Here is a 23,105-nt window from a genome sequence, read left to right on the forward strand (position 1 = left end):
ATGAATAAATACACATATCCAGAAAAAAGAATCAGCTCTATAGATTTATCAAAATTAGAATGGAACAAATTTCTCGATGAACGACAATTACAAGAAGCCCAATCCAAGTTGGCTGAGTTGTATGAGTCATTAATAATGCTAGAGGAAAATCTTTTAAAAGTTGAAGACAGATTTCCTGCTGATCTTGTATTAAAAATAACACAAATCTTTGATCGGTTTCTTTCATTAATTGATTCAATAGAAGATAAACACGAAGGATCAAATGAGGACGACATAGTTAGAAACAAGAAAAATGCTTTACAGAATATTCGAAATTTTCATCGTGAATCATTTGAACTTGGAAATTCAAGTCAGACTCGACTTTTGGAGTTTATTGCAGTAACTAAAGGCTACCAAAAGGATGCTCCGCTCAACACAAAGAAGTATGAGCAGAGTATAATGTCAATTGTCAAAGATGCGGAATCTCAAAAAAAGCGGTTTGATGGGATCTATAGTGAATTTGAGAAGAAGCTAAGTGAAAGTACAGTCTCTGATTATGCCAAAGTATTCGAGACTGAGGTAACTAAAAACGGAAAAAGGGCCAGTCTCTGGATGAAAGTAGGCATTGGCTCTTTGATAATACTTATTGCTACAATTTTTATCTTCGTAAGATACGATGTTCTTCCAACTGAGATAACTAACGAGTTTGACTCTCTAATCCGATACAGCATTAGCAATGCAATAGTGAAACTATTGATTTTTAGCCTTGAAATATACCTCCTTACATTTTCGGCAAAACAATATAGTATTTCAAAACATCAGCAGGTATTGAATATACACCGACAGAACGCACTTAATTCATACAAGCTATTCTCTGAATCGATTTCATCGGATGATGAGAACTCAAGAAACACTCTTATGATTCAAATTGCTAAATCGATTTATGAGAATAATCAATCGACTGGTTTCTTAAATGAAAAGAGTCAGACTAGCTCACCTGGAATTATAGAGTTAACTAAGATTATAGGCAAGACACCCCAATAAAGATGTCTAAGCTCAGGGGCAAGGCAGAATGTACCTTACAAATTAATAAACGGTCCGGCCGCTTTGAGCGATCGGACCGTTCTTTTCTATGACAATAGCCATCAAGTTTTAGGACAGGTTCAGCTGATAACTGGTGCTTCTTCCTCCCTCTGTTGATTTTACTAAAACTTGCTTCTTCAAAAGGTCATTGATATCTCTACCCGCAGTATCTTGAGAACACTTACACATTTTAGCCCACTTAGAGGATGTGAGTTTACCAAAGAAGCCATCGAAAAGCTTGTTCACCATCTTTGACTGCCTTTCATTAAACGGTGTACTCGCATGGTTCTCCCAAAACTTAGCTTTCTGCACAGTTGTCTGCAATAGTTGCTCACTCGCCTCCACGGCTTTCTCCAGACAGTTGATAAACCACATTAGCCATTCAGTGATGTTCAAATCGCCTTTTTGGGTTTGTTCCAAAACATCATAATACTGCTGCCGCTGGTTTCTGATCTCTGTTGATAAGCTATAGAACCTTTGGCTACTGGCATCAGCCCTAGCCAGTAACATATCGCCAACTGCCCTGGCTATTCTTCCATTGCCATCGTCAAATGGATGGATCGTGACAAACCATAAATGAGCGACAGCGGCTTTCAAAACAGGATCGTATGAACTTGGTTTATTAAACCAATCCAAGAAATTGGACATTTCGGCTTCAAGCAAGTTTGAAGCAGGAGCTTCAAAGTGTACCCTTTCCTTACCCAACGGACCAGAAACCACTTGCATCGGATCATTTGGTGAATTATCTCGCCACCTACCAACAACTATCGGAACCCCTCCAGACTTGCCAGTTGGAAATAAAAGTTTGTGCCAACTCAACAACCTCTGCTTTGTAAGTCTCTTTTCATGATTTCGAGTGGCATCCAGGGTCATCTCAACCACACCATCTACATGCCTATCAGAGGGAACAAGGCCGGCTATTTCAAGCCCTAGCTTTCTGGCCACTGACGAACGTACCTGATCATGATCTAGGAATTCACCTTCTATCTCACTCGACTTAGTCACATCAGATATCAGTGTGTTTAGGCCAGCCTCTATTTTCAGAGTAAAACCAAGCCCTTCCATCTTACCCAAAAGGTACCCTTGCTTGTTCCTTACCTGAACCAGCCTTTCTAGTACCTGAGCCTTATCCCAAGTAAAATTTGGCCAACCTTTTAGTTGATGAATGTACCGCATATTCTCCGCATATTATGCGGTAAATGTAAAAATTATTCTCCGCACGTCAAATATAATCTCCGCATAATTAGCAGAGATTATATCTTCTATTCTCCGCACAAACAAAAAAGCACCACTGAATTTTTAAGTTCAAGCGGTGCTTTTACTCTTTGGAGAGGAGTCTAAACCTCCTCTACTTTTTCAATATTCACAAACTCAACCTCCTTCTCGGCATTAAGCTCTATACTCACTACTGAGTCTTTGCTAATAGCTCCTGAGAGAATCTGCTTAGATAACTCATTGAGTACCTTCCTTTGAATCACTCTCTTCAATGGTCTAGCTCCAAATTGCGGATCGTAACCAATCTCCCCGAGATAGTCGAGTACATCATTGGTGGCTTCAATCTCGATACCATTCTCTTTCAACTGCTTTTGAATCAAACCAAACTGTATCGCTACAATTTGTCGGATGTTATCCTTACTCAATGGCATAAACATGATGGTCTCATCAATCCTGTTTAAGAACTCTGGCCTCACCGACTTCTTCAACAGATCAAATACCTGATTTTTGGTATCATCAATTAAATCCAGCACATTTTCCTCATTGATCTTCTCAAAATTCTCTTGAATCAAGTGCGAACCAATATTGGTCGTCATGATGATGATGGTGTTCTTGAAATTGGCAATACGACCTTTATTATCTGTGAGTCGACCATCATCCAGTACCTGAAGTAAGATGTTGAAGGCATCAGGATGCGCTTTTTCAATTTCATCCAGTAGTACCACCGAATAAGGTTTTCTCCGCACCGCTTCAGTCAACTGTCCACCTTCATCATAACCTACATAACCCGGAGGCGCACCGATCAGTCGGCTTACCGCATGTCTTTCTTGATACTCGGACATATCAATGCGGACCATATTATTCTCATCATTGAAAAGGTATTCGGCCAAAGCTTTCGCCAACTCTGTTTTACCCACACCTGTTGTTCCTAGGAAAATAAATGAGCCAATCGGTCTTTTGGGGTCTTGCAAACCGGCCCTACTCCTGCGAACAGCATCCGAAAGCGCAGCAATTGCCTCGCCTTGCCCTGCTACTCTCTTGCCAAGCTCTTCCTCAAGGTGAAGAAGCTTTTCTCTTTCGGATTGCAGCATTTTAGATACCGGAATTCCTGTCCATTTGGCAACTACTTCACCGATATCTTCAGCATCAACCTCTTCTTTCAGCAAAGTGGATCCGCCTTGCATTTCCTTCATCTTAAGCTTAAGCTCTTCCAGTTTTTGCTCCGCTTCGGTGATCTTACCGTACCTGATCTCCGCAACAAGCCCAAAATCACCCTCGCGTTCGGCTTTTTCAGCCTCCATCTTATACTTATCGATGTTCTCCTTCTCTTCGCGAATACCGGTGATCACCGCTTTCTCATTCTCCCACTTACCTTTCAAGCCGTCTCGCTTCTCGGATAGTTCGGCAATCTCCTTAGACAAGACGGATTCTTTATCCTTGTTTTTCTCCCTACGAATTGCCTCTCGCTCAATTTCCAACTGCATGATCTTACGATTCAACTCATCCAACTCTTGAGGAAGGGAATCAATCTCGATTCTAAGTTTGGAAGCTGCCTCATCCATCAGGTCAATGGCCTTATCCGGTAAAAAACGATCGGAGATATACATGCTTGAAAGCTCAACTGCAGAAATTACAGCGTCATCCTGAATACGCACACCGTGGTGTACCTCATACTTTTCTTTGATTCCACGAAGAATAGAGATTGCATCTTCCTGAGTAGGTTCATCCACCGTCACGGTCTGGAACCTTCGTTCTAAGGCTTTATCTTTCTCGATATGCTTTTGATATTCTTTGAGCGTAGTAGCCCCGATTGCATGGAGTTCCCCCCTCGCCAAAGCAGGTTTCAATAAGTTGGCTGCATCCATGGCTCCTTCTCCACCACCAGCACCAATCAGGGTGTGGATCTCATCGATAAAGAGGACGATCTCTCCATCAGAATCCTGCACCTCTTTGATGACCGCTTTTAGCCTTTCTTCGAATTCGCCTTTATATTTTGCACCGGCAACCAGAAGCCCCATATCAAGTGATATGAGTGTCTTTGTTTTGAGGTTTTCTGGCACATCGCCATCTACAATACGCTGTGCCATACCCTCCACGATTGCTGTTTTACCAACGCCAGGCTCACCGATCAACATAGGATTGTTCTTCGTCCTTCTGGAAAGAATTTGAAGCACTCTTCTGATTTCCTCATCCCGGCCAATCACAGGGTCAATCTTTCCCGCCTTAGCTAACTCATTCAGGTTTTTCGAGTAGCGCTCGAGCGATTGATACTTTGACTCAGCATTTTGGTCTGTCACGCTATTTCCTCCTCTTAGTTCTTTTATCGCCTCAATGAGTTCTTTTTTGGCAAAACCCACTTCCTTCATTAAGGAAGCAGTCTTCTCTTTTCCTGCCAGCAAGCCCAATACAATATGTTCAACTGCTACAAACTCATCTTTAAACTCTTTTAAATAGTCTAATGCCTTGGTCAATGCTTTGTGCGCATCATTTGACAAGTAGGGTTGTTGCCCACTTGCTTTTGGATAACCGGCTACTACCTCTTCCAACTTGGTATCAAGTTGTGCCCTATTCATTCCCAACTTCTTTATCAGAAAAGACATCACATTCTCATCTGATAAAAGGATAGCCTTCAAAAGGTGACCTGGTTCGATCGCTTGCTGCTGATTAGCACCTGCGATCTCGGCCGCTTTTTGAATAGCTTCCTGCGACTTGATAGTATATTTTTTGAAATCCATATCTCATTAAAATCAGGGTGTTTTACCCACAATCTACCGCTCATCAACAAACAATACTCCAAGGCCTAAAACCGGCAATTATGGCTGGATTTTTGCTTCAAAATTCACAAATACAGCCATTCTGTCACGACAGTATCAGAATTGGTCAATTATTTCGTATTTTAAGTATGCAAAACTCAAGGCCATGAAACGCAACCAAATCCTTACCGTCAGCTTTCTCATTTGCTGCACCATAAATTTCTCCTTCGCTCAAAACGATGATTTTCAAGACTGGTTGAAAGACTTCCAAAGCTACCAGACAGAGCTCCCTACAGAAAAAGTATTTCTTCACCTAGATAAGTCGGAATATACCATTGGTGAAACCATCTGGATGAAGTCTTATCTGGTCGCTGGTGCTGGACATATCCCATCTCCTTTTAGCCAAAACGTCTATGTTGAGTTGATCAACCAAAAGGATGAGGTCGCTAAACGATTGACCCTCCGCTCTGAGGAAGGTCTAGCCAAAGCCAGTTTAGCTTTGACCCGTGAGCTTCAGCCTGGCTTTTATTATCTAAGGGCCTATACCAACTGGATGAAAAACCAGGGGGAAGAGTTCTTCTTCAAAAAGAAAATCAAAGTCCACTCTTTAGTCGTCAATGAAGTAATTGCTAAAGAAACTTCTGATCAAGCAGTTGATCTACAGTTCTTCCCCGAAGGTGGAGAACTGGTCAATGGCGTGACCAGCCAAGTGGCTTTTGAGGTTACCGGAATCAATGAAAGTAAATTCCCAATCTCAGGAAAAGTATTTGATAAGAACCAAAAAGAGATTATTGCGTTTACCACAAAGCATGAAGGCAGAGGTGTTTTTGCTATGCTACCCAGTGGTGACGGCTACTACGCACAGCTGGAAGGGTCTGATACTCGATATGACTTGCCAAAAGTCAGGCCCGAAGGTGTAACACTCAGCGTAACAGAACAAACATCAGATTATATGGGTGTAGCCCTAAAAACTGCCACACCTAGTGCAGAGAATTACTTCTTAATGGTACATACGCGAGGTTATGTTACCTATGCCTCAGAAATTACGGTTAGGAACGAAAAAAACCTCTTGAAGATTGACAAGAGTAATCTTCCCCATGGAATAGCACACTTAACCCTGTTTGATCAAGACTTCGATCCGGTTGCCGAACGACTCATTTTCAATTACTCAACTCCAGAAATCAAAATAGATATTAGCACAAGTGATCCGCAGTATGCTAGCAGAGATTTGGCCACTATCAACTTAAAGGTTACCGATAAAAAAGGCAACCCCGTTCAAGGATCGTTTTCGCTCTCAGCCTACGATTCCAAGCTTGTCCAAAACGATCAGTTCGATTACAACATATCGGCTAACCTATTACTTTCTTCAGACCTTGGAGGTCATATCAAAAATCCTTCTCAGTATTTGAAGCAAGATGAAACCTCTAAAGAGAATACTGATTTACTGATGATGGTCAATGGTTGGAGACGTTTCAAGTGGTCTTCGCTTAACCTGGATAAAAGACAACCACAATATGCCTTTGAGCAATCACTGACTTTGGAAGGTGTAATGACCAGAAACGGTGGTAAAGCCTTTAAGAACGGACGAGTTTTCCTGCTCAACCAAGAAGAAAACGGAAATAATAAATCCTCTCGTTTTGTAGAGGCCGATCTGGACGGAAACTTTGCCTTTGAAAACCTAGTCTACTATGATACAACAGAGCTTACCCTTCAGGGCTTTCAGAAGAAAAAGGCACGTGACATACAATTCAACATTAACAAGGATTTTGAAGTCATTCCTAATTCAAAATTCTTAGCAGCACCCGCTCAAGACAACCCGGATAGATTGAGGGCAATGAAAGAATCTGTAATTACATCAATCAGAATTGACAGTACTTATAGAAAAGAAAATGGTGTTATCTACTTGGACGATGTATACGTTACTGCGAGCAAGCGTGAAGAAAAATATAGAACACTTAACTCTCAATACGGAAAAGGGGAAGCTTATCTCAACTTTGATAACCTTTCATTCGAAGAAAAAAATGGCCGAGATCCATTTACCGTTATGCTTGGAAGACTAGCCGGTTTTTCTCTAAGCGGAGCAAGCGGAGGAAACAGTGGCCTATCAAGTCAGGGAAACAGTGGAGGACCCGGAGGCGGAAGTATTGGCTCAGACGGGTCTTTGGGTGCTGGAGCAGTACGTTCTTCCTCAAACGGAGCAGGCAATTTTACAGACATGTCTACAGCGAATGACCCCATATTTAGAAGACCTCAACTCAGACCAGGACCTTTCCAAGGTGGGCCTTTAATTCTTATCGACAATGTGCCCGTACCGTATAGTGCTGTTTATGACCTAAGGGCAACAGAGATAGACTATGTGGAAGTCTATAAAAGTGCATCTGCAGCTATGTTTGGTGTTAATGGCTTTAATGGTGCCATGGCCTTCTATACCTTAAAAGGAGATAAACTGAAAAAGGCAATGAGTTTGAAGCCTGGCATGCGGATTATTACCGGAAATGGATATCACGCTGCCCGAGAGTTCTATGCCCCCAAGTATGATGAATCTAATAAAGAGCAGTTTATTCCGGATGAGCGCTCTACTATCTTCTGGGCACCTATGATTACCACCGACAGTGAGGGTAAGGCTCAAGTGGAATTCTATACACATGATAAGAACTCGAATGTGTTTATTGATGTGCAGGGAATTTCTAAAACCGGATTCACAGGTGTAGGATCAGCCAGATTTGCCATTCGTAGAAATCTCTAACAAAGGCCAAACAATCTATTTAAAGAAGCTGTTTTACGCTCATTAAACACAATTTTAATGAGATCAAAGGTCATATTCCTCAGTATTGGTTTGATGTGTCTTTTCTCTTCTTCTTTTGGACAGAAAAAGTCAAACGTAGACCCGGCAGACCTACTGAATACCTATCAAAATGCACTCCCTACGGAAAAGGTATTTCTACATCTGAATAAGTCGGAATTCGGACTGGGGGAAATCATATGGATCAAGTCCTATCTCGTGGCTGGGCCCATGCACCTCCCCTCTCCAATAAGCAAAACACTCTACATAGAACTACTGAATGAGAGTGGCAGTGTGATGAAAAGGCTTTCGGTTCAATCAGAGGAAGGCACTGGTCAGGCTAGCCTTGAAATTGACGATAACTGGTCGCAAGGCGCATATTATCTTCGCGCCTACACCAACTGGATGAAAAACCAAGATGAGGAATACTTCTTTAAAAAGAAGATCAATATCATTTCTCCAGACCTTTCAGAGCAATTCCAACCACAGCAGCAGACTCAAGAGTTATCTGTTCGTTTCTTCCCTGAAGGGGGAAACTTAGTCAAAGACATTCAATCATGGATGGCTTTCGAGATTAATGGCCTCTCCAAAACTCGTATAATCAAGGGGAAGATCTTTGATCAAAACGATCAATTCATTCAAGACTTTGAAACCTCTCATGAAGGTAGAGGAAAACTTAGGTTCTTACCTCGGTCTGAATCACACTACGCCATTATCGAGTCATTGAGTCAAAAGTGGCCCTTACCAGAAGCACAGCAGAAGGGGACCATAATGACCGTTAACAATACGGATCCAGAGGAAGTAATTGCCACTTTCATGACCAACTCACCCGGGCAATACATTCTACATGCCCATACCCGAGGCATTTCTATTTATCAAAGTGAAATTAAACTCAACAGAAAAAAAGGGCGACTTACCATACCAAAAAATGACCTACCCGAAGGAATTACCACGCTAACACTATTCGACTCAAATAGGCGCCCAATAGCGGAAAGGCTTATTTTCATCAACCACCAAAAAGGGCTAAACATACAAGTTGCATCTGACAAGGCAACCTATAAAAAGAGGGAACTAGTAAAATTGGATGTCACAGTTCTAGACGCCAAAGGAGAACCTGTAGAAGGCCAGTTTTCACTGACCGCCTTGAATAATAAAGTATCAAAAAACAATCAGTCTGAGTATAACATCCGTGCAAACCAATTGTTAGGCTCAGATCTCAAAGGTTACCTAAAACAGCCTGCTCAATACCTAGGTGACTCACAAGAAGCTCAGCTGAAAGCTGATTTGCTGATGATGGTAAACGGATGGCGCAGGTTTCAATGGAATGCAGTGCTATCAACTGATTCTCTCTCTCCAGAGTATAGTGTTGAACAAGGTTTAACAGTAAAGGGAAGGATTTATCGAGATGGTAAGGACCTCGTGAAGAACGGTCAGGTATTCATGTTTACCAATGTGAATGCCAATGAATCAAAAGACCTGGTGATCACAAATGAAAAAGGAGAGTTTGAGTTTAAAAATCAGGTATTTACCGACACTACGGTATTGACCATTCAAGCTTTCTACAAAAAAGGTAGGAAGAACATCAACCTTACGCTCGATTCAATCAGTTATGAGGAAGTGGGCTGGAATCCCTTACTAATAGAACAAGAAGTAATTGGAACACCTGAGCAAATCACCCGATTTAAGGAGTTTATGATTACCAACATTACGGTCGATACTACTTACAAAAGGTTTGGGAATGTGATCGCCTTGGGCGATGTAATCGTTGAAGCACGTGATGGCCGGGAGGCGGAGTTAAATAGACAAATAGGCATACAAGGGAATGCCTTATTTCTGGACGACATACCCTATGAAGACAAACAGAGCAGAGATGCCTACAATATTATGATGGGGCGTGTTCCTGGTTTCTATTTAGGTTTCGGAGCTGGCGAAAAAATACCTATGATGGGATTAGGAAGACGATACAGTGGCCCTCCTGCTGTTTTCATTGACGGCAGACCAGTTGAATTCCGAGATGCTTATGGATTAGAAGCAACAAGAATAAAGGCCATTAGTGCTACCAAAGATCCTCCACCTGGAGTCATTATGATATTTACCTATACCAGGGCTGAATATTATGCTGCTAAGCCTAAAGGGCCAAGTTATTATTCTGGAACCTTACCTGGTTATCACGTATCTCGAGAGTTCTACAGACCGATTTATGACGGAAGAGATGAACCTTTCAGGCCTGACAACCGGGCTACCATGCATTGGGAACCGATGATTACTATAGATGCAAATGGGAAAGCTTCTATCGAGTTTTATAGCTCCGATGACGTAACTGATATCGAGATTGACATTCAGGGAATTGGCATGAACGGAACTTCTGGCCAAGGCTCAGCAAAAATCAAAGTCCATGACAAGTATTAGATACTTATTCTGACTTATTTTGCACCATTCCACTTCAGTATGTCTAGAATCAAAATCAGTCTCCCACCAACGAAAGTCTTCGAAACCTCATTGAGTATTAGAATCTCAGATATCAATTATGGTAATCATCTGGGGAACGACAGCGTACTCAGTCTTATGCATGAGGCCCGATTTCGCTTTTATAAGAGCCTCGGTTATACCGATGAACTCAGTATTGACGGAGTAGGAACTATACAAGTAGACACAGCCATCCAATACAAGGGCGAAGGCTTCCATGGCGATCAAGTAACAGCAGAAATTTATCTTGGGGATACTACAAGCAAAAGTATGGACCTATACTATCGGTTGTCAATTAAAGACTCCGACAAAGTGATCGCCTTGGGCAAAACCGGCATTGCCTTTTACAATTATGCCGAAGGAAAGGTCAGCAATATGCCGGCCTCTATTGCCAAAAAGCTTGAGTCATTCCAATCATAAGCTTTAATCCGATTAGTACTACCTTTGCGCCATGAGCACATCTGCATCTGCCAAAAGAGATATTCGTCAGCTTTCATTAGATGACATCAAAGACTTCTTCATTGCCGAAGGAGAACAAGCTTTTAGGGCGAAGCAAGTGTATGAATGGCTATGGAAAAAGTCAGCCAAGGACTTTGATCAGATGACTAACATTTCTCTGCAGACCCGTGAGAAACTGAAGGCGCATTTTGACATCAAGCATGTTAAAGTAGATCAGATGCAACGCAGCAATGATGGTACCATCAAAAATGCAGTCAAATTGCATGATAGCCTCGTGGTTGAATCTGTATTGATCCCCACTGAAAAAAGAATCACTGCATGCATCTCTTCGCAGGTAGGCTGTAGCCTTGACTGTAACTTTTGTGCCACGGCTCGGCTCAAGCGTATGCGTAACCTCAATGCCGATGAGATTTATGATCAAGTGGTCGCCATTAAAGACCAAGCTGATCTCTACTTTGAAAGACCATTGACCAACATTGTGTACATGGGCATGGGTGAACCATTGCTCAACTACAAGAATGTACTTAAGTCCATTGAAATGATCACTTCTCCAGAAGGCTTGGGCATGTCTCCTAAGCGGATCACACTTTCTACTGTAGGTATACCAAAAATGATCAAGCAACTAGCAGACGATGAGGTTAAATTCAATTTGGCAGTATCGCTACACTCTGCCATCGATGAGTCTAGATCTAAAATGATGCCCATCAACGAGAAAAGTAATCTGGCAGAATTAGCAGAGTCGCTTCAATACTGGCATGCCAAAACGGGACGCAAAATCACTTTCGAATATGTGGTCTGGAAGAACATCAATGATGATGAGCAACATGCCAGAGCTCTGGCCAAATATTGTGGTAAGGTAGCCTCCAAAGTGAATATCATCGAATACAACCCTATCGATGATGGAGAGTATCAACAAGCTGCTCCAGAGAGTCTGGATATGTATCAGCGGATACTCGAAGCAAAGGGAATTATCGTGAATGTCAGAAGAAGCCGTGGTAAGGATATCGATGCGGCTTGTGGGCAGCTGGCGAACAAGAGCTAATATTTATCTATTTCTGGACCTCTCCACGGGGTCGAGGTGAAAAAGAGAGTGCTCGCAAGAATGGGTAGCCACTCCCTTTCTATCCCGAGCGAAGTCGAGGGAACTCATGCGATTATGAAAATTCAACTAATTAGGTATGCAGTTCCGTTTTACTGAACCTGAACTCAAAAGACAATTACCTAGTCTTTACTCGCATTAAAGAGCTTTTGCTTCTCTTCTTTGCTCAAAGCATCATAGCCTTTATCTGAAATCTTATCTAGGATGGCATCAATCTCAGCCTGACTCGTTTCCTTCTTGCTGTCCGTTTTAACACTAGATTTTCTGGCAGTTCTCGACTTCGGCCTCGAGCTTGTTTCCTTTTTATAGGAGACTTTAATCTTTGGTTGAGGTTTAAATAAGCTTTTGACCCAAATGATAAAGTTCACAATGGGCTTACTCCAATCATTGCCTTTTTGCAATTGCGTCATTCCAACATAACCGACCAAAGCACCCCCTAAATGAGCAATCTCTCCCCCGGCATTTGAACCTGTTGACTGTATGAATGAAACGAAAACACTAAAAAAAGCAATATACTTTAGCTTCACAGGACCCAATAAGATGAGGTTCACAGCAAAGTTTGGCTGAAACGTTGCAGCGCCTACAACAATAGCCGTCACACCAGCCGAAGCACCAAGTAGACTCGAGTATGGAACAGCCTCCTGAAAGTAGGGCAATAAGTTATATATGAGCATGTAGAAGAGACCACCTCCTATACCACCCCAAACATAGAAGCCTAATAGCTTATTCTGACCCAAATACTCAGCGATTATCTTCCCGAACCAATACATCCACAGCATATTGAAAAGGATGTGTAAAAGTCCTTGATGAAAAAAGAAGTAGGTAATGATTGACCAGGGTCGATACAACAATGCACCAGGGTCTGCAGGTAAGGTCAGGTAATGACTCAGCTGAGCGTAAAGCACTTCCTGCCCAGAGAGTGTCAATAAAACAGACAATACCCCCATAAACAGAAACACCACCACATTAATGACAATGATCTGATTTAAGACATTTCCCGTCTTAAAAGCCAACTTAAAATCTTCTAGAATACTATTCATCGGTTAATAGAACTTATGACGATCCTTTTTCCACAACCTTACTAAGAAATAGGCAATCAGCGCCCCTCCAATATGGGCAAGGTGGGCTACATTATCTCCAGGTGCCCGCTGAAATTCAGCATAGAGTTCATAGAGTATGTAAAAACCTACCAGGTACTTCGCCTTAATTGGGAAAGGCAAAAAGAGTAAGAATAGTTCTGTATTAGGGAAGAAAAGGGCAAATGCGGCAAGAATTCCAAAGACAGCTCCGGAAGCACCTACCATATTGTAATCACCAAAATATCTGTACAAGCCTCTGGCCAATTCCTTAGACTCTTCTATCAACCGTGGATCATTTTCATTACGTGAATAGCGATCTACAAAATTGTAAATGAACTCAGGCTTATAAACATTATGGTCTACAATCAACTGATTGAAGTCTTGAGAGCTTGGGTTATCAACGTACGACTGAACCGAGTTTCGAATTGAAACCACTTCCAGATAATTTACTGTCGTATAGAAAATCCCGGCACCAATACCGGTGACCATGTAAAGGATTAAGAACTTCTTCTGACCAAGGAATTGCTCGAGCAACGGCCCAAAAATGAATAGAGCGAACATATTCCCAAAGAGGTGCATAATACTTTGGGTGCTATGCAAGAACATGTAAGTAATGAACTGATAAGGTTTGAAGTCATCTGAGAGAATGAAGTACAAACCGAAATACTCCCCTAGATCCAATTTCATCAGCATTTGAACTACGGCAATACCGATGTTGATAAAAAGGAGCTGTTTTACTAGGGGCGTGAGTCTTCCGAACATAAATGCTAATTAAAAAACTGGGCTATCTTTTCCAATTCGAGAATAAAGGTCGTTTTGAGACCGCTTGGCGAATAATTTGGTGTTTTGCATGCAAAGAGTTGATCAATTAACGATGACATCTCCGCTTGGGTTAACTCATTCCCCCTTTTTATTGAAGATCTTTTCGCAATGGCTCGCGCGATATTCTCATCATTAGAAATACTTAACTCAGACTTGTTTTGTTTGAATTGCTCAATAAAGCCCTCAAAAAGCACCTTTTCATTTCCAGTTTTTAAGTCCGCAGGCACGCCATTGATCACAATCGCATGATTTCCGAAATCAGAAAATTCGAAGCCGATCGCATTCAATTCTTCCTTAATATCATTCACAAGCGAAAAGTCTGCTGGATTCAATTCCAAAGTTTGGGGGAATAAAGACTGTTGTGAAGCCCCCGATCGCTGTTGCAACTGGAGCAGAAATTTTTCATATAGGATCCTTTCATGTGCCTCTTGCTGTGCGATCAGCATCAATCCAGACTTCACATGAGTAGCGATATATTGTTGGTGTATTTGAAAATAGGCTTTGTGTTCACGAGGGGTGTGTGCCACAGCATCGGGGGAATTAGCAGCACTGCCTAAGGTAATCGTACTCTGTGACTCAGGATGAATCTCCATTTGGGCATTAGCCTGCTCTTCTTGTGAAATGTCTTGCTTCAAGCCTTCGTAAAGCTTCTCCCACTGCCCTGCATCCTGTTTCTTTTCAAAGGTTTTGAACTGCGCATAATCTCGATCAGCAGTGCTGGTTCTTTCTTTAGGTGGGGCCGATTGGAAAGAAGCAAAGTTCACGTCTTGGTTGAAATCCAATGCAGGAACGATATTATGGGTACCTAATGCCTGTCTGACCGCTGCTTTCACAATGGCATAAACGGTCCGTTCATCATCAAACTTAATTTCCGTCTTGGTCGGGTGCACATTGATGTCAATATGCTTTGGATCAATTTCTATAAAGAGCGTATAGAAAGGATAAGTTGAATCGGGTAACAGACTTTCAAAGGCCGTCATTACCGCATGGTTCAAATAGTTACTCTTGATAAAGCGATCATTGACAAAGAAGAATTGTTCTCCGCGTGTCTTTTTAGCAAATTCTGGCTTTCCTACATAACCATAAACTCGGAGCAGGTCAGTTTCTTCTTCACAAGAAGCCATCTGGTCTTGATACTTCTTTCCAAAAATACCAACCACGCGCTTGCTGAGTTTCCCCCCGGAAAGCTTGTAAACCTCCATGTCATTTTGATACAGTGACATGGCGATTTCTGAGTTAGCCAAGGCCACACGTTGGAATTCATCCACGATATGGCGCATTTCCACTGCATTCGACTTTAAGAAGTTTCTTCTAGCAGGAACATTGAAAAATAGATTCTTGACGCAGGTAGAGGTTCCTTTTGGCGTGGCGATCGGCTCTTGTTTTTTTACTTCTGAGGCCTCTATTTGGATCATGACACCCAATTCATCCTCTTCCCTTTTCGACTTTAATTCTACCTGACCTACAGCTGCAATAGAAGCCATAGCTTCACCCCTAAACCCCATGGTTTTTATGGCAAAAAGGTCTTCAGCCGTTCTGATTTTAGAAGTAGCATGCCTCTCAAAACACATACGCGCATCGATGTCAGACATACCCAGGCCATTGTCCACCACTTGGATCAATGACTTTCCAGAATCTTTTACAATGAGTTGGATATCTGTAGCCCCTGCATCAATTGCATTCTCCAACAGCTCCTTGACCACAGAGGCAGGACGCTGTACTACTTCACCAGCAGCTATCTGATTAGCAATGTTATCAGGTAATAACTTTATGATATCGGGCATTCGAAACTTCGGAAGTTACTTTTTAAATCGCTTCCAAAGATAGAACGGAATATAGAGTAAGGCTAAATAAAATATGTCAGATCCAACATAAACAAAACCACCGGCAAACATTACCAACACTATCATGATGATAAGTCTAAGCATCATGGTCTGCCCAACGCCATCACCCTTAGCGTGCTTCATGTTTTTTCTGAAGGAACCGGAGATCTGAGAAGTGTAGCCAGGGTCTACTGAATCATCGGCAATGCCTAACTCGGCTTTTATGCGAGAAGTTCTGTTTTCAATATCTTCCTTGATAGGATCGTAATAGCGTGGAGTAACATGAAAGCGCTGGTACTTCACTTTTTTCATTAAACTCGGAAGCTTCATCATATCACTACTCCTTTTTTAACGTTCTTACTAATGTCCTAAAAATATAGTTAATTTACTTTTATTAAAAGTCAAACGCCTCTATGATGAAAAAAGTTACCGTGATGGTGTTGATGTTTCTGATAGGAATTGGTGCTTCAAAAGCCCAAAAAATCTATCAGAAAGCAGATACACTAGCACAAAGTGAATGGGTTGATAGTGTATTCAATGCTTTAACTCCTGAACAACGTATCGGTCAGCTTTTTATGGTGGCAGCCTACTCCAACAGAGATGAGAAACACTACAAAGAAATTGATAAGCTCATCACGGAATACAATATTGGTGGGCTGATCTTCTTCCAGGGTGGCCCATACCGTCAGGCAGCACTGAACAATCGTTATCAGTCTAAAGCAAAAGTACCACTAGCCATTGCCATGGATGCAGAATGGGGCATTGGCATGAGACTCGATAGTGTGCTCGACTTTCCAAAGCAAATGACCTTAGGCGCCATTCAAGACAATAAATGGATCTATGAAATGGGCAAGGAAGTGGCCAATCAATTCCATGCCCTGAATATGCACATCAACTTTGCTCCGGTGGTGGATGTCAATGTCAACCCAAATAATCCAGTCATTGGATATCGATCTTTTGGAGAGGATAAATTCTCAGTTTCTGAAAAAGGCATTGCCTATATGAAGGGGATGCAGGATCATGGTATTATGGCCAATGCCAAGCATTTCCCTGGGCATGGCGATACAGATGCAGATTCGCATTATGCCCTGCCGGTAATTAAGCACTCGGTTGATCGCATGTCGAAAACAGAACTATATCCTTTTAAACAACTGATGAAGGACAGCCTCATGAGTATGATGGTGGCTCATCTACAGGTGCCTGCCTATGATGATAGAGAAAATATGCCGACCACCCTATCCGATAAAGTGGTCACAGATTTATTGAAAAAAGAACTGGAATTCGATGGTCTCGTCTTTACCGATGCCATGAACATGCAAGGGGTAGCCAAGTATTATGATCCGGGAGAAGCGGACGTAAAAGCACTACAAGCCGGTAATGACATCATCCTTTTTCCACTAGACGTGCCGAAAGCCATCAAGCAGGTGAAAAAGGCATTGAAAAAAGATCGCTTAGATCAGGCTTCCATAGATAAGCGTGTGAAAAAGGTGCTCAGGGCCAAATATTGGTTTGGTTTAGACAAACCACGAATGATCAATACCACTAACCTAACCAAAAGGATAAATAATGACTATGCCCGGTTACTCAACAGAATCCTTTATCAAAAAGCGATCACTGTGGTTGACAATAAGGATCAATTGCTTCCGATCATTGATTTAGCTGATCGATCTTTCAAATCAATAAGCTTAGGGGAAGGTGATCCGTCAGAATTCAGAAGGATGCTGGATAAATATGCCAAGTTTGACCACCTCGTCAATGATTCACTCAATATTGAATCTTTAGGACAAAACGACCTGCTAGTGGTTTCGTATCATGGGATTACCAACTCCCCAAAAAATCAACATGGAGTTAAGGATGAAGACATTGCTCTAATCAAATCCCTTCAGGAAAGAACCAATGTAATAGTCGTTGCTTTCGGCAATGCTTATAGCCTTCAATATTTCAATGGGGTCAAGAACATTATTTGTACCTATGAGGATAACACCATCACGCAAAACCTTGCGCCACAAATCATCTTTGGGGCTATAAAAGCTGAGGGGAAACTTCCTATTTCGGCAGGCGAAGAGTTCAAAGCCGGTGTTGGCATTGAGACGCTCGTCACTTCCAGATTAAGCTATGGATTACCATCAGAAGTAGGCATGAGTATTGACTCGCTTAGGAAGATCGATGAAATCATTGAAGAGGCGATTCGACAAAAAGCTACTCCGGGAGCGCAAGTCATTGTTGCACGAAAAGGTAAGGTGGTCTACCAAAAGAACTTTGGCCATCAAACCTATGCAGAAAAAAAGCCTATTAATGATCATACCATTTACGATGTGGCCTCCATCACCAAAGTAGCTGCAACCACCCAGGTGATTATGAAGCTCTATGAAGAGAAAAAGCTCGATATCAATAAAACTGTTGGCTATTATTTGAAAGACCTCAGCGGAACAAACAAGGATTCTCTCTTAATAAGAGACGTGCTAACACATCAAGCGGGTTTAAAGCCTTATATCCCCTTTTGGGAGAAGACTGTAGACAAAGGCACCTTGAAAGCGGAGTATTTCACAGATGCTTCTGGTCCTAATCATGATTTTCGATTTCAGGAGAATGATTTACCGCCTTCCCTTGCGGATTCCATATGGCAGTGGACCATAGATTCTGATTTGAGGGATTTACCCGAAAAGAAAAAACGGTATGACTACCTCTATTCAGACCTGGGCTATACACTGATGTATCATGTCATTTCTGAAATCATCCAAGAACCTGTTGAGGAATACATTCAGCGAGAGTTCTATGGTCCACTTGGTTTAAGCAGAACCATGTACTTGCCCTTAGAAAAGGGATATGGAAAGGATATAGCACCCTCTGAGGTTGATGACTACTTTAGAAACACAATTGTCTGCGGTAGCGTGCACGATCAAAATGCAACTTTAATGGGAGGTATAGCAGGCCATGCGGGCCTTTTCAGCAATGCAAACGACTTGGCTATCCTTATGCAGATGAACATGCAAATGGGAGAATATGCCGAAAAGAAATACTTCCAAAATTGGACCATCCCAATCTTCACCAGCGCACAGTATATGGAAAACCGAAGGGGTCTTGGTTGGGACAAACCGATTACCGGAACGGATGAAGGTCCCACCAGTAAGTATTCTTCCGCAAGCACCTTCGGTCACACGGGTTTCACTGGTGCTGCCGTTTGGGCTGACCCAGCTGAAGAGTTGGTTTTTGTATTTCTATGCAACCGCACTTATCCCGAAAGCGACAACTTCAAATTGCTTGAAGAAAATGTCCGAACCAGGATCCATGATTTGTTATACGAATCTATTTTTGAACCTAAAGCCGATTAATTCGGTTTAACTCTTCGTAGCGCGACATTTTTCAAATGAAGATAGGAATTGTATGTTACCCCACATTCGGAGGAAGTGGTGTAGTAGCAACTGAATTAGGCAAAGGATTGGCCAAAAATGGTCATGAAGTGCATTTTATTACTTACTCACAGCCCACTCGTCTAGATTTTTTTAACGAAAATCTTTTCTATCACGAGGTTAACATCAGGTCTTACCCACTTTTCAAATATCCACCCTACGAGCTTGCACTAGCAAGTAAAATGGTAGATGTGGTGAAATTTGAGAAGTTAGATTTGCTTCATGTTCACTACGCCATTCCTCATGCTTCTGCAGCGGTAATGGCACGCCAGATTCTAAAATCAGAGGGAATAGATATACCTGTAGTCACGACACTTCACGGTACTGACATCACCTTGGTGGGTAAAGATCCTTCTTACGAGCCGGTAGTGACCTTCAGTATCAATCAATCGGATGGTGTGACTGCCGTATCGGAAGACCTAAAAAAAGACACTTACAAGCACTTCAATATCTTGAGAGAAATTGAAGTAATACCCAACTTCATCGATCTGACCAAATTCAAGAGGCAGCGAAAAGATCATTTTAAAACGGCCATTTGCCCCAATGGTGAGAAGCTGATTGTCCATACATCCAACTTTAGAAAAGTTAAGCGCGTGGACGATGTGGTCCGCATCTTCCACAAGATTTCTGAGACAGTTCCTGCCCGATTACTATTAGTTGGCGATGGACCGGAAAGAGGTCACATAGAAGCGCTTTGTAGAGAATTAGGAATTTATGATGAAGTCCGCTTCTTAGGTAAACTAGAAGCGGTCGAAGAGGTGCTTTCAGTAGCAGACTTGTTTATTATGCCTTCTGAAAAAGAGAGTTTCGGATTAGCAGCATTAGAGGCAATGGCATGTGAAGTGCCCGTAATTTCATCAAGAGCTGGAGGTATTCCTGAACTTAATATTGATGGTGTGACCGGATTTACATCCAAAATCGGGGACGTTGAAGAAATGACTAAGAATGCCCTGCACATTTTAAGCGAAGAGAACTTGGAGACCTTCAAAAAGAACGCTTTGGCTCAGGCCAAAAAGTTTGATATAGAGGTAATTCTTCCGATATACGAGAAATTCTATGCTGACGTAGCAGCCACTATGTTGGCCACTTCGTGACCGGCATATACTTTCAACAACAATGAAAATAGGAATTATTGGTTGTGGATGGCTAGGTCTACCTCTAGCTGAATCATTGGTGAACTCAGGCCATGAGGTAATTGGCAGTACTACCACCGAGCAAAAACTAGAATTGCTTTCTTCAAAGGGAATTGAACCTATCCTTTTTCAATTGAGCCCGATGCCTGAGGGTATTGACTTCAACAGACTCTTTCAAGTTGATCTATTGATTATCAACATCCCACCAGGCAGAAAAAGAAATAAACCTGAATTCTACGAAGAGCAGATCAAATACTTGAAGTATCAGCTTCAATCTAGTAAGGTTGAAAAAGTAATCTTTATTAGTTCTACTTCTTACTATCCTAACACCAATACACTTGTTAATGTCAGTACCTCTCCAGACTTTGAAAGAGGTTCTTCAAAAGCAGTGGTTAAAGGGGAAGGTCAGATTAGCCAGATTAGTCAGTCATTGACGATTCTGCGATGTGGTGGACTAATGGGAAAAGATAGGATTCCTGGAAAGTGGTTTGCTGGTAAGCCTACCAAAGGCGCAGATACACCTGTCAATTACATCCATCTGGATGATATTATCAAGACTATAGGTTATATGATCAATGAATGGCCAGACAGCCATGAAAATCGAATTTTCAATCTAGTATCTGAGCATCATCCAACGAGAAAAGAAGTTCATGAAAAGATGGCTGAAAAATATGGATTTGACCTTCCGATTTGGGAAGAGCCCCCCACAATCCCATCTAAAATAGTGGAAAGTAGTTTTAAAAATTTCGATCTAAAATCTCCGCTAAGCTTCTAAGCTTCGATCACTTCTAGAAATAATTCGCCCTGCTTTAATTGCTGATAAGCTTTCATTTGATTTAATCGATTCTTGACTTCAAGAAAGCGATCATACTCTTGTTGAGCCATCTGAAAGCCCTTTTTATAGGCTTTAGGTGAGTTTATCACCCTTTCAATTGTTCTAAATTTCATGGTGTCAGTTTAATAAACATACCACAGCCAATGAATCTCCCTACCCCTGAACACGGATTTATGGAGAGAAAGTTCAAAGGGCCACTTGTATGCCCATACTATAGACGCCTGAACGTCTACTATACACTTAGACCCAGTTATGTTAAAAAAAGTAAACAGGATCTAAGTGTTTAGACTCAACTAACACAAAAGTGTTACTGCCAGGCACCTAATATTATACCGACAATGGTATAAGCCACAATATGATAGCCAGAATCGATGAGCATAAGACCCGCTGACTTTCTGGCGAAAAGGTAATTCATACTAATGGATGGAAATAGGAAGAAAATACCCGTCATCAAGCCCATGGTAGCACCATAAGTAGCATTCATATCAGGATTTTCTCCAAAACCATAGAAGAAGATGGCCATACCAACTGATATGATCAACGCAAAAATAAATGCTGAACCGAAGAGCTTGCCCATATTAGCATTCTTCATATCATCATCTGAAAGGCCTACTCCCTTTTGCCAAGTCTTACCAAATATAGGTCCATACCAAACTGCACCGAGTGCAAAAAATGCGACCGCAGCAACAATCACTGCTAGCCAATTAATAGCTGAAACATCCATAATATATGATTTAGTTAAAGTTGATTCTCAAAAAATAAGCTACTTCTTTATCTGAACACCTTCGTACAAATCGTCCGCATGGCCGTCATTGTCCCAATCCAAGTATCCAATGAAACCCGCTTTCCCCTCACGCCAGTCAAAAAAGTACGCTGTCGTTTGACCATCCTCTGTCAAGAAAAGACTGTCTCCTTTCAATTCCCACGCACCACCTTTGCTTTGGAGTAACTCTCCCTCGAGACTGATATAGTCAGAATTGAACTTACCATCTTCGGTATATGTGGTAAGTATGGGTTTAATGCCCAATACAGCTTCCCATTGACCAGCTGGGACACTAAAAAGAGAGTCTACTGTTCCATCCAATGCCCCAATTTTCACATCCATAGACTCGTTATACCACTGACCTAATAGTTGGGTCTTTTTGGTATTGGACTCACAAGAAAAGAGGGTTAAACAGATGCTAAGTAGAAGTGCCTGTCGATATTCAAGTTTAAAAAATCGCACGGTCGAATATAATAAAAATGGACTATATACTGATTATCAGTCATCTAGCATCGTAATCAGGTCATCTACCCCTGTAATCAATAAGACATTATCGGGATACTCCAACTCCTCCATAAAGTACGGGTTGCCAGTAATCAATATATTTTGTGTGGTGAAGGCTTCCGACAATTCATAGATATAGGCTTGCGTATCTATTTTAGATGCAGGTGCCTTAATGAAGGTGAATATTGTCTCCGGTTTAGAGATGGCGGTTACTTGCTTTAAGTCTTTAAAAGGGATATCAACCCCAAGATAGATACACTGTTTCCCTCTATTCTTCAACACATAAGTAAAAAGCAATATCAGTAGGTCATTAAACTCAGATTTAGGTAAAAACAGCAAGTATTTCTCAGCATCTGAGTTAGGAATCAACAAGCCATCAATCGCCACGATTATCTTTTGACGAATCAGTTGATAAATAAAGTGTTCCTGCGCTGTGGACACCTCTCCCGTTCGCCACATCACACCAATTCTCTTCAGAAAAGGATATATAATTTTCACCAAAGTCTGCTCAAAGCTTCTTTGCAGTAGACTGGAAGAAAGGATTTTCTCAAACCTTCTCTCATCTAAGTCTAGCATAGCGATGACCAGCTCGTTGATGATAGAGTTCACTTGATGGTCTTCCTTGGTTGGATAGCCCTTATCAATAATATCTCTTAAAGTCTCATTGAACTCATCCTGGGAGAAACCACAGATTTGGGAAATGCGATATCCGTTTTCGACTAACAATGATACGTTAAGCAGGTATTTCAACTGCTCATCGTCATAGTACCTGATATTGGTATCTGTACGTTGGGGTTTAAGTAATTGATACCGTTGTTCCCAAATGCGAATGGTATGGGCCTTAATGCCCGAAAACTTTTCCAGATCCTTTATAGAGTACCTTATCACTATGAAAAGATA

At 41.7% G+C, this 23,105-nt stretch carries 18 protein-coding genes; 8 read left to right on the forward strand and 10 right to left on the reverse strand.

What is annotated here, in order from left to right:
• Positions 1-1,023, forward strand: coding sequence for a hypothetical protein (locus BFP97_RS13110; protein WP_139135300.1), 1,023 nt, complete (start codon positions 1-3; stop codon positions 1,021-1,023).
• A 108-nt stretch (positions 1,024-1,131) separates the two neighbouring features.
• On the opposite strand, the gene BFP97_RS13115 is transcribed toward BFP97_RS13110, so the two are convergent.
• Complete coding sequence (locus BFP97_RS13115) at positions 1,132-2,238, reverse strand: Fic family protein (RefSeq protein WP_069842855.1); 1,107 nt, start codon at positions 2,236-2,238, stop codon at positions 1,132-1,134.
• A gap of 161 nt (positions 2,239-2,399) precedes the next feature.
• A complete protein-coding gene (gene clpB, locus BFP97_RS13120; RefSeq protein WP_069842856.1) occupies positions 2,400-5,012 on the reverse strand; it encodes an ATP-dependent chaperone ClpB in 2,613 nt (870 codons plus the stop codon).
• A 184-nt stretch (positions 5,013-5,196) separates the two neighbouring features.
• Here clpB and BFP97_RS13125 point away from each other — a divergent pair, with 184 nt between their 5' ends.
• The 4 genes from BFP97_RS13125 to rlmN are packed head-to-tail and all read left to right on the forward strand — an operon-like array spanning position 5,197 to position 11,779.
• On the forward strand, positions 5,197-7,776 hold the full coding sequence (locus BFP97_RS13125; RefSeq protein WP_069842857.1) for a Plug domain-containing protein: 2,580 nt from the start codon (positions 5,197-5,199) through the stop codon (positions 7,774-7,776).
• Positions 7,777-7,833: 57 nt separating this feature from the next.
• Complete coding sequence (locus BFP97_RS13130) at positions 7,834-10,221, forward strand: hypothetical protein (protein WP_069842858.1); 2,388 nt, start codon at positions 7,834-7,836, stop codon at positions 10,219-10,221.
• Positions 10,222-10,260: 39 nt separating this feature from the next.
• The gene (locus tag BFP97_RS13135) at positions 10,261-10,698 is read left to right on the forward strand and encodes an acyl-CoA thioesterase (RefSeq protein ID WP_069842859.1); all 438 of its coding nucleotides are present in this window, start codon (positions 10,261-10,263) and stop codon (positions 10,696-10,698) included.
• Positions 10,699-10,729: 31 nt separating this feature from the next.
• Positions 10,730-11,779, forward strand: coding sequence for a 23S rRNA (adenine(2503)-C(2))-methyltransferase RlmN (rlmN, locus tag BFP97_RS13140; protein WP_069842860.1), 1,050 nt, complete (start codon positions 10,730-10,732; stop codon positions 11,777-11,779).
• A gap of 179 nt (positions 11,780-11,958) precedes the next feature.
• Here the strand turns inward: rlmN and BFP97_RS13145 are convergent, their stop codons facing one another.
• Genes BFP97_RS13145 through BFP97_RS13160 form a run of 4 tightly spaced genes read right to left on the reverse strand, consistent with a single transcriptional unit; the run spans position 11,959 to position 15,872 of the window.
• Positions 11,959-12,876 carry a rhomboid family intramembrane serine protease gene (locus BFP97_RS13145; RefSeq protein WP_069842861.1) on the reverse strand — a complete coding sequence of 306 codons (918 nt, stop codon included), beginning with the start codon at positions 12,874-12,876 and terminating at the stop codon, positions 11,959-11,961.
• Positions 12,877-12,879: 3 nt separating this feature from the next.
• Positions 12,880-13,677 carry a rhomboid family intramembrane serine protease gene (locus BFP97_RS13150; RefSeq protein WP_069842862.1) on the reverse strand — a complete coding sequence of 266 codons (798 nt, stop codon included), beginning with the start codon at positions 13,675-13,677 and terminating at the stop codon, positions 12,880-12,882.
• 5 nt (positions 13,678-13,682) lie between these two features.
• Positions 13,683-15,521, reverse strand: coding sequence for a DNA mismatch repair endonuclease MutL (mutL, locus tag BFP97_RS13155; protein ID WP_069842863.1), 1,839 nt, complete (start codon positions 15,519-15,521; stop codon positions 13,683-13,685).
• A 15-nt stretch (positions 15,522-15,536) separates the two neighbouring features.
• Positions 15,537-15,872, reverse strand: coding sequence for a hypothetical protein (locus BFP97_RS13160; protein WP_139135301.1), 336 nt, complete (start codon positions 15,870-15,872; stop codon positions 15,537-15,539).
• Between the two features lie 101 nt (positions 15,873-15,973).
• Between BFP97_RS13160 and BFP97_RS13165 the strand changes: the two genes are divergently transcribed.
• Genes BFP97_RS13165 through BFP97_RS13175 form a run of 3 tightly spaced genes read left to right on the forward strand, consistent with a single transcriptional unit; the run spans position 15,974 to position 20,878 of the window.
• The gene (locus BFP97_RS13165) at positions 15,974-18,892 is read left to right on the forward strand and encodes a glycoside hydrolase family 3 N-terminal domain-containing protein (protein ID WP_069842865.1); all 2,919 of its coding nucleotides are present in this window, start codon (positions 15,974-15,976) and stop codon (positions 18,890-18,892) included.
• 35 nt (positions 18,893-18,927) lie between these two features.
• Positions 18,928-20,064, forward strand: coding sequence for an N-acetyl-alpha-D-glucosaminyl L-malate synthase BshA (gene bshA / locus BFP97_RS13170; protein WP_069842866.1), 1,137 nt, complete (start codon positions 18,928-18,930; stop codon positions 20,062-20,064).
• 22 nt (positions 20,065-20,086) lie between these two features.
• Entirely contained in the window at positions 20,087-20,878 is a 792-nt protein-coding gene (locus BFP97_RS13175) for an NAD(P)-binding domain-containing protein (protein ID WP_069842867.1), read from the forward strand.
• On the opposite strand, the gene BFP97_RS20750 is transcribed toward BFP97_RS13175, so the two are convergent.
• The 4 genes from BFP97_RS20750 to BFP97_RS13190 all read right to left on the reverse strand — a co-directional run bounded on the left by BFP97_RS20750 (position 20,875) and on the right by BFP97_RS13190 (position 23,093).
• Positions 20,875-21,051 (reverse strand): hypothetical protein, encoded by a 177-nt coding sequence (locus tag BFP97_RS20750; protein WP_170827464.1) that lies wholly within the window; start codon positions 21,049-21,051, stop codon positions 20,875-20,877. The two genes, BFP97_RS13175 and BFP97_RS20750, sit on opposite strands and share 4 nt — an antisense overlap.
• A 194-nt stretch (positions 21,052-21,245) precedes the next feature.
• Positions 21,246-21,662, reverse strand: a complete 417-nt coding sequence (locus tag BFP97_RS13180) for a DUF1761 domain-containing protein (RefSeq protein ID WP_069842868.1) — start codon at positions 21,660-21,662, stop codon at positions 21,246-21,248.
• Between the two features lie 39 nt (positions 21,663-21,701).
• Positions 21,702-22,163: a hypothetical protein gene (locus BFP97_RS13185; protein ID WP_139135302.1), complete on the reverse strand. Its 462-nt coding sequence runs from the start codon at positions 22,161-22,163 to the stop codon at positions 21,702-21,704.
• A 36-nt stretch (positions 22,164-22,199) separates the two neighbouring features.
• Positions 22,200-23,093 carry a MerR family transcriptional regulator gene (locus BFP97_RS13190; protein ID WP_069842870.1) on the reverse strand — a complete coding sequence of 298 codons (894 nt, stop codon included), beginning with the start codon at positions 23,091-23,093 and terminating at the stop codon, positions 22,200-22,202.
• Positions 23,094-23,105: the final 12 nt, after the last annotated feature.

This window comes from Roseivirga sp. 4D4 (assembly GCF_001747095.1).
In the GTDB taxonomy this organism is placed as follows: Bacteria; Bacteroidota; Bacteroidia; order Cytophagales; family Cyclobacteriaceae; genus Roseivirga.

Bases quoted from the DNA above. Each gene is read 5' to 3' on its own strand.
- BFP97_RS13125 (WP_069842857.1), top strand. From the start codon at position 5,197: ATGAAACGCAACCAAATCCTTACCGTCAGCTTTCTCATTTGCTGCACC.
- BFP97_RS20750 (WP_170827464.1), bottom strand. From the start codon at position 21,051: ATGAAATTTAGAACAATTGAAAGGGTGATAAACTCACCTAAAGCCTAT.
- BFP97_RS13160 (WP_139135301.1), bottom strand. From the start codon at position 15,872: ATGAAAAAAGTGAAGTACCAGCGCTTTCATGTTACTCCACGCTATTAC.
- BFP97_RS13165 (WP_069842865.1), top strand. From the start codon at position 15,974: ATGATGAAAAAAGTTACCGTGATGGTGTTGATGTTTCTGATAGGAATT.
- BFP97_RS13150 (WP_069842862.1), bottom strand. From the start codon at position 13,677: ATGTTCGGAAGACTCACGCCCCTAGTAAAACAGCTCCTTTTTATCAAC.
- rlmN (WP_069842860.1), top strand. From the start codon at position 10,730: ATGAGCACATCTGCATCTGCCAAAAGAGATATTCGTCAGCTTTCATTA.
- BFP97_RS13145 (WP_069842861.1), bottom strand. From the start codon at position 12,876: ATGAATAGTATTCTAGAAGATTTTAAGTTGGCTTTTAAGACGGGAAAT.
- BFP97_RS13130 (WP_069842858.1), top strand. From the start codon at position 7,834: ATGAGATCAAAGGTCATATTCCTCAGTATTGGTTTGATGTGTCTTTTC.
- BFP97_RS13180 (WP_069842868.1), bottom strand. From the start codon at position 21,662: ATGGATGTTTCAGCTATTAATTGGCTAGCAGTGATTGTTGCTGCGGTC.
- BFP97_RS13135 (WP_069842859.1), top strand. From the start codon at position 10,261: ATGTCTAGAATCAAAATCAGTCTCCCACCAACGAAAGTCTTCGAAACC.
- mutL (WP_069842863.1), bottom strand. From the start codon at position 15,521: ATGCCCGATATCATAAAGTTATTACCTGATAACATTGCTAATCAGATA.
- BFP97_RS13175 (WP_069842867.1), top strand. From the start codon at position 20,087: ATGAAAATAGGAATTATTGGTTGTGGATGGCTAGGTCTACCTCTAGCT.
- clpB (WP_069842856.1), bottom strand. From the start codon at position 5,012: ATGGATTTCAAAAAATATACTATCAAGTCGCAGGAAGCTATTCAAAAA.
- bshA (WP_069842866.1), top strand. From the start codon at position 18,928: ATGAAGATAGGAATTGTATGTTACCCCACATTCGGAGGAAGTGGTGTA.
- BFP97_RS13115 (WP_069842855.1), bottom strand. From the start codon at position 2,238: ATGCGGTACATTCATCAACTAAAAGGTTGGCCAAATTTTACTTGGGAT.
- BFP97_RS13110 (WP_139135300.1), top strand. From the start codon at position 1: ATGAATAAATACACATATCCAGAAAAAAGAATCAGCTCTATAGATTTA.